General features: G+C 50.0%; 11 protein-coding genes. All 11 read left to right on the top strand.

Annotated elements, in window-relative coordinates:
* Positions 1 to 1,749 (top strand): methyl-accepting chemotaxis protein (locus tag ACOBQJ_RS15580; RefSeq protein WP_421072693.1); only part of this gene is annotated, 1,749 nt, incomplete at its 5' end.
* Positions 1,750 to 1,930: 181 nt separating this feature from the next.
* Complete coding sequence (locus tag ACOBQJ_RS15575; protein WP_421072692.1) at positions 1,931 to 2,107, top strand: hypothetical protein; 177 nt, start codon at positions 1,931 to 1,933, stop codon at positions 2,105 to 2,107.
* Positions 2,108 to 2,263: 156 nt separating this feature from the next.
* Positions 2,264 to 2,536, top strand: coding sequence for a sporulation protein YabP (gene yabP, locus ACOBQJ_RS15570; protein WP_421072691.1), 273 nt, complete (start codon positions 2,264 to 2,266; stop codon positions 2,534 to 2,536).
* A gap of 54 nt (positions 2,537 to 2,590) precedes the next feature.
* The gene (yabQ, locus tag ACOBQJ_RS15565; RefSeq protein ID WP_421072690.1) at positions 2,591 to 3,145 is read left to right on the top strand and encodes a spore cortex biosynthesis protein YabQ; all 555 of its coding nucleotides are present in this window, start codon (positions 2,591 to 2,593) and stop codon (positions 3,143 to 3,145) included.
* Positions 3,146 to 3,321: 176 nt separating this feature from the next.
* Positions 3,322 to 3,651: a hypothetical protein gene (locus tag ACOBQJ_RS15560; RefSeq protein ID WP_421072689.1), complete on the top strand. Its 330-nt coding sequence runs from the start codon at positions 3,322 to 3,324 to the stop codon at positions 3,649 to 3,651.
* 301 nt (positions 3,652 to 3,952) lie between these two features.
* The gene (locus tag ACOBQJ_RS15555) at positions 3,953 to 6,406 is read left to right on the top strand and encodes a PAS domain-containing hybrid sensor histidine kinase/response regulator (protein ID WP_421072688.1); all 2,454 of its coding nucleotides are present in this window, start codon (positions 3,953 to 3,955) and stop codon (positions 6,404 to 6,406) included.
* A gap of 25 nt (positions 6,407 to 6,431) precedes the next feature.
* Positions 6,432 to 6,656: a hypothetical protein gene (locus ACOBQJ_RS15550; RefSeq protein WP_421072687.1), complete on the top strand. Its 225-nt coding sequence runs from the start codon at positions 6,432 to 6,434 to the stop codon at positions 6,654 to 6,656.
* A 2-nt stretch (positions 6,657 to 6,658) separates the two neighbouring features.
* A complete protein-coding gene (locus ACOBQJ_RS15545) occupies positions 6,659 to 8,017 on the top strand; it encodes a sigma-54-dependent transcriptional regulator (protein WP_421072686.1) in 1,359 nt (452 codons plus the stop codon).
* Between the two features lie 208 nt (positions 8,018 to 8,225).
* On the top strand, positions 8,226 to 8,699 hold the full coding sequence (locus tag ACOBQJ_RS15540) for a response regulator (protein WP_421072685.1): 474 nt from the start codon (positions 8,226 to 8,228) through the stop codon (positions 8,697 to 8,699).
* Between the two features lie 86 nt (positions 8,700 to 8,785).
* Complete coding sequence (locus ACOBQJ_RS15535) at positions 8,786 to 9,289, top strand: chemotaxis protein CheW (protein WP_421072684.1); 504 nt, start codon at positions 8,786 to 8,788, stop codon at positions 9,287 to 9,289.
* Between the two features lie 126 nt (positions 9,290 to 9,415).
* Complete coding sequence (locus ACOBQJ_RS15530; RefSeq protein ID WP_421072683.1) at positions 9,416 to 13,402, top strand: methyl-accepting chemotaxis protein; 3,987 nt, start codon at positions 9,416 to 9,418, stop codon at positions 13,400 to 13,402.
* Positions 13,403 to 13,443 lie beyond the last annotated feature (41 nt).

The following is a 13,443-nucleotide window of genomic DNA, read 5'->3' as shown; positions in this document are numbered from 1 at the left end:
GTCTGGCGCAAGATCCTGCGCGGCGTCAACGCAGCCATGGACGGGGTAATCGGGCCGCTGAACGTGGCGGCCGAGTATGTGGACCGGATCGCCAGGGGCGACATCCCGCCGAAGATCACCGAGGAATACAAGGGTGACTTCAACGAAATTAAGAATAACCTGAACAGCTGTATCGACGCCATCAGCGGCCTGCTGAATGAAGCGGAAAACCTGATCCAGTCCGTGACGGAGGGTAACCTGGACGCCCGCGGCAACGCGGCCGGATTTGCCGGCGACTGGGGCAAGCTGGTCAATAACATGAACGGTTTGATCGAGGCTGTGGCCAACCCGATCTATGAACTGATGTCTATCTTCAGAAGGATGGCGGACAACGATTACAGCCAGAGCATGGTGAAAGAGTACAGCGGCGCCTGGGACGACCTCAAGAACGCCACCAACAACGTCCGCGCCCGCATACTGCGTGTGGTGGAGATAGTCAGCAATGTCAGCGAGGGCAACCTGGCCGACCTGGAAGTGCTGAAAAAAATAGGCCGCAGGAGCGACAACGACGAGTTAGTCCCCGCCCTGATCAAAATGACCGAAGCCATACAAAGCCTGGTCAATGACGCCAACATGCTGGCAGGCGCCGCGGTGGCCGGCAATCTCGGCACCCGGGCCGACGCCGGCAGGCACAGCGGCAGCTTCCGCCAGGTTATAGAAGGAGTTAACAACACGCTGGACGCCATGGTAAGGCCAATCGGCGAAGCCACCGAATGCCTCAAAGAAATGGCCGGCGGCAACCTCGATGTAGCGGTAAAAGGGGAATACCAGGGCGAGCACGCAATAATTAAAGACGCGCTGAACGGAACTATAGACTCTATTAATGAAATACTGAGCCAGGTATTTATCTCAATCGACCAGATGGCCGTGGGGTCCAGGCAGGTTTCCGATTCCAGCCAGTCCCTGTCCCAGGGCGCCGCCGAGTCTGCCAGCACGATGGAGCAGATCACTTCCTCGATGCATGAAATGAACGCGCAGACCAAGCAAAACGCTGAAAACGCGGCCCAGGCCAACAACCTCGCCGATCAGGCCAGAGGCAACGCGGAAAGAGGCAACGAGCGGATGACCCAGATGGTCAGCGCCATGGTCGATATCAATGAATCGGCCGCCAATATATCTAAAATAATCAAGGCTATCGACGAAATTGCCTTCCAGACCAACCTGCTGGCTTTAAACGCGGCGGTTGAAGCAGCCCGCGCCGGCAAGCACGGCAAGGGGTTCACCGTGGTGGCCGAGGAAGTAAGGAATTTAGCCCAGCGCAGCGCAAAAGCAGCCAAGGAAACTGCTGAAATGATCGAAGGTTCCATCCAGAAAACCGAGGTAGGCACAAAAATAGCCGAAGAAACATCAAGTGCCCTGGAGGAAATTGTCAGCGGCGCCACTAAGGTAACGGACCTGATCAGCGATATAGCCGCGGCTTCCAGGGAACAGGCCCACGGCATAGGCCAGATCAACGAAGGTTTAAGCCAGGTTGACCAGATTACCCAGCAAAACTCGGCCGGATCTCAGGAATTGGCCGCCGCCAGTGAAGAGATGATGAGCCAGGTGGAGATGGTTAAACAGATGCTTGGCAAGTTCAAGCTTAAAGACCAGGCTTCCTCATACACTTCTATGGCAGGAATGCCGGCAGCGACGGGACAGGGGTACCCGAAAAAACAGGGGCAGCTGCACCTGGCCCAGAAAAAAGTCGGGGGCGTAAAAGGTTTCTAAAAGCTGTCGCCATAATTCCCCGGTCTATTCAGTGCCTTTAGGCGGCAACAAGAATGTTAAAAAAATAAGGTGTTTGCCATTCTAAAATCAGCAAAATCCTAATAGCCATATTTGGCAATATGGTCTATAAAGATATAGTAGTTTTAGAAATCATGTGGGTGTTAAGTAGGGGGAAATATACTTGTATAAGGTAGCCTGTGCGGTATGCGGCAAAATCAGTTTTACCTCGGTCAGGGTCCAGTGGCTGACCAAGCCTTTTTGCCCGTACTGCGGCGGAGCTCTCAAACAAAAAGAAATACAGGATAACAACGACACCCTGGCAAAAGAAGTTCCACCGTTATCAGCAAATTCTTCTTAGAAGCCCTGTTTACACGAATTTTAGTATGCAGGGTGGCGACACAGGACAAATGTTTATAGAGAGCCGTTTAAGGCTCTTTTTTTTTGTAATATTTTGTTTGGACCGGCATATGATGAATTAATTCAGGACCGATCACTTTTTAAGGGAGTGACAGAATTGGAGGAAAAGCCGAGGCACAGCGTGGCCGTCTACGGGCGTAAACAGCTTGTGATGGAAGGAGTTAAACAGGTAGAGAGTTTTGATGAATCCGAGATAGTCCTGGAGACAAACATGGGCATGCTGGTTTTAAAAGGTGAAGGGCTGAATATAACCCAGCTCAGTAAGGACACAGGCAGCCTGGCCGCGGAAGGGAATTTCAACTCGTTTCAGTATACGGAAAACAAGGCCAAAGGCGTGAGCAAGGGTATTCTGAAAAGGATATTTAAATAAAAAAATATTGAGCGAAAGCGCGTAAAGCGCTTTTTTTTACAAGGGGGACTTTTCTTGGAGCCGCTGTTGAGCCAGGCGCGTGCTTTTTTTATGACAATCGGCATAGGAATACTGGCTGCCTTTTGTTATGACTATTACCGTGAAATCAGGAGAGCGTTCAGGTTTAAAAAAATCGGCACCTTCCTGGGCGACCTGATCTACTGGCTGATAACGACGGTAATTGTATTTTTGCTGCTGCTCGAGGCAAACTGGGGAGAAATGCGGATGTATGTTTTCCTGGGACTCGGCCTGGGGGCGCTGCTTTACTATTACCTTTTAAGCAAATCCGCCAGCCGCCTGGTCAGGATAAAGTTTTATATAATCCACAGGGTATGCAGCTTGATCGTGAAAATTATTTCTTTTATCTGGAATGCCGTCCTTTCCCCTTTTCGCCTGTTCATACTGTTAATTACCTACCCGCTGCGGTTTATAAGGCTGCACTGTAAAAAGACCGGGCGCAGGCTTAAGACCGGCTTTCGGAATTTTGCCGGGGGGATAATTAAAAGTAGCACAGGCGCTGTTAGACCGGCCATGGCCCGCCTTGCCTTCTGGAAGAAGAAAAAGGAGTAAAGGAAATAAAATCGGGGACATTCCTCGCATGCAGGAATGCCTGTGAGAAAGGGGTGTCCCCGTTCCTATGTGAGATGTGACCCCATTCAGCTAACCGGATTAACAAAAAATCCCCATCAGAAAAAGGAAAGACATTGTTTAATGCCGAATGGTTTTGGTGAAAGGGAGGGTGCAGCATGGATGAATCGCTATTTAAGACGTTGATGTTCGCGGGCGAGGGAGATGAAAACCTGGACGAACTGATCGAAAAGGGTTATTTTAAGATAATTGACGGATCCGTATGCCGGACCAACAAATTTCTGGAGGAAACAGGCCGGTTTATTGACGATAAGAAGGAGCGCCTTTACCAGGCGGTAAAGGAGTTGGGCAGCGCGGAGAATATGGAAGAAGTTATGGAGAAGGCGGGTATAATGGACTTTATCACCTTTATCTTTGTCGCCGAGGAACTGGTTGGGGAAGGGAAGCTGGTAAAAGACAAGGTAAAAAACGTTGTGCTGAAGCAGTGACAAAAAATACGGTTTAAGCCGGGGGCGCAGATGCCTCCGGTTTTTTTGCGCTTCGGTGATGGTAAATTTTACTTTTTTAATATTAAACGAGGAATTATGGAGATATATGTAGTATTATGTAATATTGTATTTATAAACTAAATATTAACATGGCATAGGTTATAGACGGTATCTTGCGCATTAACCCGTTTTATTAAAATAATCTAATATTTTACCCTAAACTAATAACACAAAAAATACGAATTATTTAACATACCATTTTCTTACTGCCAAACGTCTTAAATTTTGAGAGCAGGTAACTATGAAAAATATTAATTGCAATCCAGAGGCGGCAATGGTCCCGGAAACAAAAAATTCCCTGGTATCTTTTGTGGATTTGACTGATGAAAAAGCGGCAGAAGAAGAACTGCTGGACACCAGGCAAAAGCTCTTATCTATAATAGAATTTTTGCCGGATGCCACATTTGTCGTCGACCAGGCTAGAAAAGTCATCGCCTGGAACAGGGCTATTGAAGATATGACCGGAATTCACAAGGAGGATATTATCGGCAGCGGTGATTACGCTTACGCCATACCGTTTTACGGAGTAGCAAGGCCGATATTAATCGACCATGTTTTTGAGGACGAGAAAAGCGGCCGGTATCAATATAAACTGCACTACCAAAAAGAGAAAAATACACTTTTTGCCGAAGAATTCGCGCCTGCCTTGTTTGAGGGCAGGGGCGCCTATGTTTGGGTAAAGGCCTCTCCCCTGTTAGACGTTGAAGGCAATATTGTTGGAGCAGTTGAGTCCATTCGGGATGTCACGCAAAACCGCATAGTTGAAAATGAACTGCGCGCCAGCCAGGAACGGTACCGGGCACTGTACCATGCCTTTGGCGGCGGAGTCATTGTTTTGGGCAAAAATAACCGCATTGTTGAAATTAATAAAGCTGCTTTAGACATCCATCAAATTCCGGACGGAGAAGACCCCGACCACTTTTTTTGCCGGTTGGATTACTTTGATGAGAATGGTTTGCCGTTAAGTTTCGCAGAACTTCCCACAGCCAGTGTAATGGAATCCGGAAAGTCAATTCATGGTATAGTAATTGGCTTTAAACGCAAAGGTGCGAATAAAACCGTCTGGGTCCAGTCAAATTCAGTGCCACTTTTTGACCGCTGCGGCCAGGTAGAGGGAGTAGTGGTTACCTTGATGGATATCACCACCAGGAAAGAGATTGAAACCGAGCTGGCCAGGCGGAATGAATTTTCAGAGCAGATCCTGCAGACATCCGGTATAATAATCCTGGTCATCGACACCAGCGGCAAAATATTAATATTTAATCATTTTGGGGAGCGCCTTACCGGCTACCGGGAAAAAGAAATTGTGGGCAAAGACTGGCTGGACACCTTGATCCCAAAAAAAGAACAGGGTAAATTAGCCGGTATAATCAATGAAATTAAAGAAAAAGGTTACGCCAAAGGTGAAAATTTTGTACTCGGCAGGGATAACCGGGAAATCCTTGTTAAGTGGAACGCCTCCATCCTCAACAGCTCAACAAACGGAGAGCAGGGATTTCTTGTGGTCGGGCATGACGTTTCCAAACTGCGGACGGTGGAAGCCCAACTGATCCAGGCCCAGAAAATGGAGGCTGTAGGGCGCCTGGCCGGCGGTATTGCCCATGATTTCAACAATATTTTAACCGGAATAATCGGAAACGCCTCATCGATACTAACAGATATTACGCCTGATTGTGAATATTATGAAGCGTTAAGAGAGGTCGAAGATTCCGCGCTGATGGCAGCGGATATTGTAGAAAAGCTTCTCGGTTTCTCACGCAAGTCCCTGATGAAGTCCGCAGTTGTAAATGTCAACGATAACATTAATGAAGCTTATAAAATTATTAAGCGCACCATAGATCCCCGCATTATTCTAAAAACCAGGCTTGAAGATAATTTATGGCCGGCCGCGGCAGATAGAACCCAGATCACACAGGTATTGATCAACCTCTGCCTGAATGCCCAGGACGCCATGCCGGACGGTGGCTCTATTACCATCAAAACAGAAAATATTATTTTAGATGAAAACTCCTTAAAGAGCCAGCCTTCATATGTCCGTGCCGGTGAATTTGTGAGGATATCAGTTGCGGACACCGGCTGCGGCATGCCTGCGGAAGTCCAGGAACAGGTATTTGAACCGTTCTTTACTACGAAGAAAGCAGGCCACGGCACCGGTCTCGGCCTGGCCATGGTCTACGGTATCGTCAAACAGCAGGAAGGGTGGATAAACTGCCACAGTGAAGTTGGGCAGGGGACAACCTTTACCATATGCCTGCCGCGTGCGGTCCTCAGCCCTCTCCCGGTTTCGCCGGACGAGGTTCCCGACAGAAAAGCTCACATATCCGGCAGCAAAACGGTACTGGTCGTGGAAGACAACAGGATAGTCAAAAACTTTATTAAAAGGATACTGTCAAGAAAAGGCTTCCAGGTTATCATAGCCGGAGACGGCAAGGAGGCCGTGGACCTTTACCGCCTGGGATGGAAAAACATTGACCTGGTTTTGCTTGACATGACCATACCAAGGCTCAGCGGCAGGGATGCCTTAATTATCATGAAAAAAATAAACCCGTCAATAAAGGTGCTTCTTACCAGCGGCTATTTGTTCAGCGATAAGGAGGAGCCTCTTTTATCAAAATACCGGTTTTTGCATAAGCCTTTTACTGAAAACGATCTGCTTAAACAAATGGAAAATTTGCTGTATGCGGGGAAAAAGTGATTTAAAAAGAGGTGATTACGGATCCATGGACTGTTCCAGGATGAAAGAAATTGTTGAGACGGGGAACCTGATCAGGAAAAATGTTCACGATTTAAACAATTTATTAATGGTTGTGGAAGGCAACATCAGGATGATGGATTGTGATGACCGGGAACTGGTCTCTGAGAGCCTGGAATCACTCAAAGAGTGCAGGCAGATTATTAAATCCTTTTTCAGCGCGGGATGTAAATTAAAGGATATGGGGAGCTAAATATGGCCCGGATATTAATAGTTGAAGACAACCTTAAAGTACAAAGGCTGCTGCAGCGCGCCCTGGAGGGGTATGCAGCAGATACGGCGGCCAGCGGCAGGGATGCGTTGGCAAAAATCAGCTCGGATAAATTTCAGGCGGTTTTGCTCGACGTTATCCTGCCTGATGCAAGCGACCTGGAGCTCCTGAAAAAGATAAAGCATATCCAGCCTCACTGCCAGGTAATAGTGATGACAGGGCACGGCAGCGTTTCATTGGCCGTCAGCGCGATAAAAAGCGGCGCCTACGATTTTATCGAAAAGCCGTTCAACCCGGCTGAGATCAGAAAGCTGTTGGCCATGGCCATAGGTGAATCGCGCAGTGATGATGGCTATTTGCCTGAAAAAATAACCTCGCTGGCGGAGGACATTGGCTTTGCAGGCTTTGAAAGCAGGGAAATACAGGAGTTATTGCTGACAGCCTATAAAATATCCGGTAAGGACCTGAGCGTCCTCATCTGTGGTGAGACCGGCACCGGTAAGGAACTGCTGGCGCGGTTTATACATGCCGCTTCGATGAGGGCAAGCGGGCCGTATGTCCCCGTTAACTGCGGGGCTTTCACGGAAAACCTGGTTGAAAGCGAACTTTTTGGACATGAAAAGGGGGCTTTTACCGGGGCGGACCGGCTGCGCCGGGGATGTTTTGAACTGGCCGACAGGGGAACGATTTTTCTCGATGAGATTGGAGAAGCTTCATTGAGCCTCCAGGCCAAGTTTCTGAGGGTACTGGAAACCGGTGAGTTCCAGCGGGTGGGGAGTGAACGTTTTATTACCGCCGATGTCAGGGTGCTGGCAGCCACGAACATAGACCTGGCGGCGGCTGTCAGGAATAAGACTTTTCGCGAGGACCTTTATTACCGCCTGGCGGCGGTATGCCTGCAGGCGCCTCCGCTGCGCAGGCGCGGGGACGATATCCTGGCCCTTGCCTATTATTTTCTCCAGCGGGCTTCTGAATCCGGGAAAATACCGTCTTTATCCGCTGAAGCAGTCAAAATTATTATGGAATACCCATGGCCGGGAAACGTGAGGGAACTTTCCAACGCCGTTAAACACGCCGTGGCGCTGGCCGAAGGTGGGACAGTATGGCCCGGGCACCTGCCGCCACACCTGAGGCAGGCCAGGAATATAGGGTTTAATAATGTTATCAGCCGGGATAAAGAAAGCGCCGAGCCCCCGCCCAGCATGGTTGAATATGAAAAGACGGCTATAATTGCGGCCCTCAAATACTGCCGGGGCAGTATCCCGGAAGCCGCATCCATCCTGGGTATAGGCCAGGCCACCTTATACAGGAAGATTAACAGGATGAACATAACCACCGGCTAAAATTTTATCAAAATGATAAAGTGGTTTTTATCAAAATGATAATTTTGTTTATAGATTATTTTAAAAAGTCCGGTTTTAAAGGGACGACGCCACCAGTTAATGGTAATAACTGGTGGCATTTATTTTGCGTTACCAATAGCTGGTATATAGGATTTAAAAATTTGCAATTACGCCTTTGAATATAACCGTATGCGGAAGGGGGAAGGTCATGAATATTTTGCTGGTTGATGATGACGCGGATTGTCTGGAAGAACTGGCCTGTATCCTGGCGCCTGCCGGGCACCAGTATGAACAGTTTACTGTCCCGGAAAAAGCCCTGGAATGTTATGGGCAAAAACAATATGACATGGTTATTACAGATATGAAAATGCCGCGTTTAAGCGGGATAGATGTACTCAAAAAAGTCCTTTCCATCAACCCCAAAGCGGTGGTGGTCATTATAACCGGTTTCGCGGAAATAGAAACAGCCATCGCCGCGCTGAACAGCAGGGCATACGCTTTGCTGGAAAAACCTGTGGCAAAGGAGCATCTGATCGAAATCCTGGAAAAAGCGGAAGCAGAGCTTTTTGAACAAAAAAAAGCGGCTGTTGAACACTCTCAGCTGGTTAAAGAACACAAATATTTAAAAGAAGTGTGCCAGACTTTAGTAAATCTGTACAGGGTTGAATACCGGGACCTGTAAAGACGAAAAACTGTCGCGAAAGGTACCGCTAGTAAGCTTGACAGACCAACAAAAATCAATTTGTGAAAAAACGGAGGTGAGAATAAATGGCTTTAAAAGAGAAACTGGACGCGGACCTGCTGGAAGAGGACTACGAGGAGGACGAAGATACCCAGGTGGACAAGTTCCTGACTTTTATCTTGTGCCAGGAAGAATACGGAATTGAGATCAGGTATGTAACGGAAATCATCGGCATCCAGAACATTGCCGAGGTGCCTGACATGCCCCACTACATAAAGGGGGTCATCAACCTCCGGGGCAAGGTCATCCCGGTTATGGACGTGCGCCAGCGATTCGGCCTGAAGGAGCGTGAATACGACGACCGCACCTGCATCATCGTTATCAATATAGATGAACAGTCAGTCGGGCTGATCGTCGACCGGGTATCGGAAGTTTTAGACATCCCCGAAGCGCAGGTCGAACCGTCTCCCAAGGTAAAAAGCGGGGAAAGCAGCCGCTTCATCCAGGGTATGGGCAAGGTCGGCGACCACGTGAAGATCCTGCTCAACGCCCACCAGCTGCTTTTTGATATGAATAAGGGAGATGATTAGTAAAAAAGGGAGCTCCATACGACAATGTTAACCTTAAAGCACAGCCTGGTGCTTTAATCAGGTATAGAAATTAGAGTAATGGTATAGAGTTTAATTTTTCAATAAGTAATGGAAGGGGAAGTACTAATGAACAACAACGCGAGACTTGGAACAAAAATAGTGATGGCATTTTGCACTGTAACCGCTGTTATAGTAACAGCCGTATTGGCAGTCTATTTTGCGCAGTCCCCAATAGTCCTGGCCGCGGCAATTATTATTGGAAGCGCATTGGCAATCACTGCGGGATTTATCTTAAAACGCAGCATCACAGCCAGCATCGACAGCCTGGTGACAGAGTGCGGCCGGCTGGTTGGTGAAGCCAGGGAAGGCAAGCTGGACGCCCGGGGCGATATCAGTAAAGTTGATTCTGAATTCCGGGGAATTATCCAGGGTATGAACGATACCCTTGACGCGGTCATTGGGCCTCTTAACGTGGCGGCTGAATATATAGACCGGATCAGCAAGGGCGACATCCCGCCGCGCATCACGGACACCTACCACGGTGACTTTAACGAGATTAAAAACAACGTGAACGGCTGCATTGATGCGGTAAGCGGGCTGCTTAAAGAAGTGGAAGGTTTAATCCACGCGGTGGAAGAAGGCAGGCTGGACACCCGCGGCAACGCGGCGTGCTATACCGGCGACTGGGGCAAACTGGTCGGCGGTATGAATGAACTGATCGAAGCTGTGGCCAGCCCGGTTAACGAACTTATCGTTGTCTCAGGGAAGATGGCGACAAACGATTTCAGCCAGGAAATGGCCGGTGACTACGCGGGCGCCTGGAACGACCTGAAGAACAGCACCAACGCCGTACACAGGCAGATGGCAAGGATCCAGGAGATATTGAACAATATCAGCCACGGCAGCCTGGTCGACCTGGACAGGTTGAAGGAAATCGGGCAGAGAAGCGAAAAAGACCGGCTAATCCCGACTTTCATCAGGGCGATGGAAGCAATCAAAAGCCTTGTGAAAGATACAGACACACTGGCTGATGCGGCAGTGAAAGGCGATATCCATACCAGGGCTGACGCAAGCATGCATGAAGGCGATTTTCGCAAGGTAATCGAAGGGGTAAACAAAACTCTGGATATTGTAGCCGCGCCAGTAGAAGAACTTCTGGTTATTCTCAAACAAATGGCTGTTAACGACCTGAGCAAAAAGATGGACAAAGAGTATGCCGGCATCTGGGATGAGCTTAAAAATGCGACTAACGATTTGAACGCGCGGCTGACAAATATACGAAACACAGTAATTAAGGTCAGCAAAGGTGACCTGAGCGATGCTGAAATGTACAGCAAGGTTGGTCGCAGGAGTGAAAACGACGAATTGGTGCCGGGCTTTATCCGGATGCACGGCGCGATTCAAAAGCTGTTGGACGACGCCGGTACTTTGGCTGAGGCGGCTGTGGAAGGGAAACTGGACGCCCGTGCCGACGCCGGCAGGCACGAAGGGGAGTACCGCAATGTCATCGAAGGATTTAACAGCACCCTTGACGCGGTAGTCGGGCCTTTGAACGTGGCGGCCGAGTATATAGACCGGATCAGCAAGGGCGACATTCCTCCGCGCATCACAGACACCTACTACGGCGACTTCAACGAGATCAAAAACAACGTGAACGGCTGCATTGACGCGGTAAGCGGGCTGCTCAAAGAAGTGGAAGGTTTAATCCACGCGGTGGAAGAAGGCAGGCTGGACGCCCGCGGCAACGCGGCGGCCTATGCCGGCGACTGGGGCATACTTGTCGGCGGTATGAACGGCCTGATTCAGGCTGTGGCTAATCCGGTTAATGAGCTGTTAGTTGTTTTAGGACAGATGGCAACAAATGATTTAAGTACAGAAATGGTCAGTGAATATTCGGGCTCCTGGAACGACTTGAAAAACAGCACCAACGCGGTACACAGGCAAATGACAAGGATCCAGGAGGTAATGAATAATATCAGCCATGGCAGCCTGGTCGACCTGGAAGATTTAAAGAAAGTCGGGCAAAGAAGCGCAAATGACGATCTGATCCCGGCTTTTGTCAGGGCCATGGAAGCAATCCACAACCTTGTGGCCGACACGGATATGCTCGCCAATGACGCGGTAAAGGGCAAACTTGACACCAGGGCGGATGCGGCAAAACACGTAGGCGACTTCCGCAAAGTTATAGAAGGGGTTAACAACACGCTTGATGCTGTTATAGGACCTTTAAACGTGGCGGCTGAGTATATAGACCGGATCAGCAAGGGCGATATCCCGCCGAGAATTACCGAAAACTATCAGGGTGACTTCAATGAGATCAAGAACAATCTAAACGGTTGTATCGATGCTGTAAACGGCCTGATTAAAGAAACAGACGTTTTAATCAAGGCTGTCGGTGAAGGCAGGCTTGACACCCGCGGCGACGCCCAGTCCTTTACCGGTGACTGGGGCCGGCTGGTGGGCGGTATGAACGGCCTGATGGAAGCTGTAGCCACGCCGGTTGACGAGCTGATCTCAATCCTGCGCCAGATGGCTGTTAACGACCTGAGCAAAAAAATGGATAAAGAATACACCGGTATCTGGGACGAGCTCAAACATGCGACCAACGACTTGAACGCGCGGCTCACCAATATTAGAAATACGGTTATAAAAGTCAGCAAAGGCGACTTGAGCGACGCTGAATTGTACAACAGGGTTGGGCGCAGGAGCGAAAACGACGAACTGGTGCCGGGCTTTATCAGGATGCACGGAGCGATCCAAAAGCTTCTGGACGACGCCAATATGCTGGCCAGGGCAGCGGTGGAAGGCAAGTTGGGTACCAGGGCTGAGGCTTCTCAGCATGAGGGCGGGTACCGGCAGATAATCGAAGGTGTCAACAATATGATGGACGCGGTAATCCACCCGATCAACGAAGCGGCGGACTGCCTCAAAGAAATGGCGGGAGGAAACCTGGACGCCAGGGTCACCGGCATCTACCAGGGCGACCACGCCATCATCAAGGAAGCGCTAAACAGCTCCCTGGAAACGCTCAACGATATTATCAAGAAAGAGGCCGTCAGGTGCCTGCAGGAGGTAGCCAAAGGCAACCTCGACGTGGCTGTGACCGGCAACTACAAGGGTGATTACGGTATTATCAAGGACGCTTTAAACACCACCGTTGAAGGCCTGAACGAAACCCTGGGCCAGGTTGCCGTCGCCATCGAGCAGGTTAACACCGGGGCCCAGCAGGTGTCGGATTCCAGCCAGTCCCTGTCCCAGGGCGCCGCGGAATCAGCCAGCACCATGGAAGAGATAACATCGTCCATGCAGCAGATGAACAGCCAGACAAAACAGAACGCCGAAAACGCCATCCATGCCAACCAGCTGGCCGGCGAGGCCAGGGGCAACGCCGAGAAGGGCAACGTGCAGATGGGCTACATGGTTAAAGCCATGGCTGAAATAAACGATTCAGCGGCCAACATATCCAATATCATCAAGGCCATCGACGAGATCGCCTTCCAGACCAACCTGCTGGCATTAAACGCCGCGGTGGAAGCGGCCCGCGCCGGCAAACACGGCAAAGGGTTCACCGTGGTGGCCGAGGAAGTGCGCAACCTGGCCCAGCGCAGCGCCAAGGCGGCCAAAGAGACCGCCGAAATGATCGAAGGCTCGATCAAGAAAACAGAGGACGGCACCAAGATTGCCGAAGAAACATCCAGGGCGCTGGAAGAGATCGTGGTTGGAGTCAGCAAGGTAACCGACTTCGTCAGCGAGATCGCGTCCGCGTCCAAGGAGCAGGCCCAGGGCATAGGCCAGATCAACGAAGGGCTGGGCCAGGTGGACCAGGTCACCCAGCAGAACTCCGCCAGCTCGGAAGAACTTGCCGCGGCCAGCGAGGAGATGTCCAGCCAGGCCGACATGGTCAGGCAGATGCTCAGCAAGTTCAAGCTGAGGAAGCAGGCCGGCAGTGCCGCCTTTGCGGCAGCAGTAAACACGGGCAAACCGTACCTGGCGCACAACAAGAGCAGGGGCGGCAAGAAGCCCAAACTTGGAGTTGTCACGGCACAGTCCGGTGGTAATGTCAGGCCGGAGGATATCGTGTCCCTGGACGATGTGGATTACGGTAATTTCTAAAACTACGGGCATCAACACCCCACTAACTTGATATAAATAAT

The organism is Pelotomaculum propionicicum (assembly GCF_048984525.1).
Taxonomy (GTDB): domain Bacteria; phylum Bacillota; class Desulfotomaculia; order Desulfotomaculales; family Pelotomaculaceae; genus Syntrophopropionicum; species Syntrophopropionicum propionicicum_A.
The sequence above is the reverse complement of the archived record's forward strand: the minus strand, read 5'-3'. Positions and strand labels throughout refer to the sequence as shown.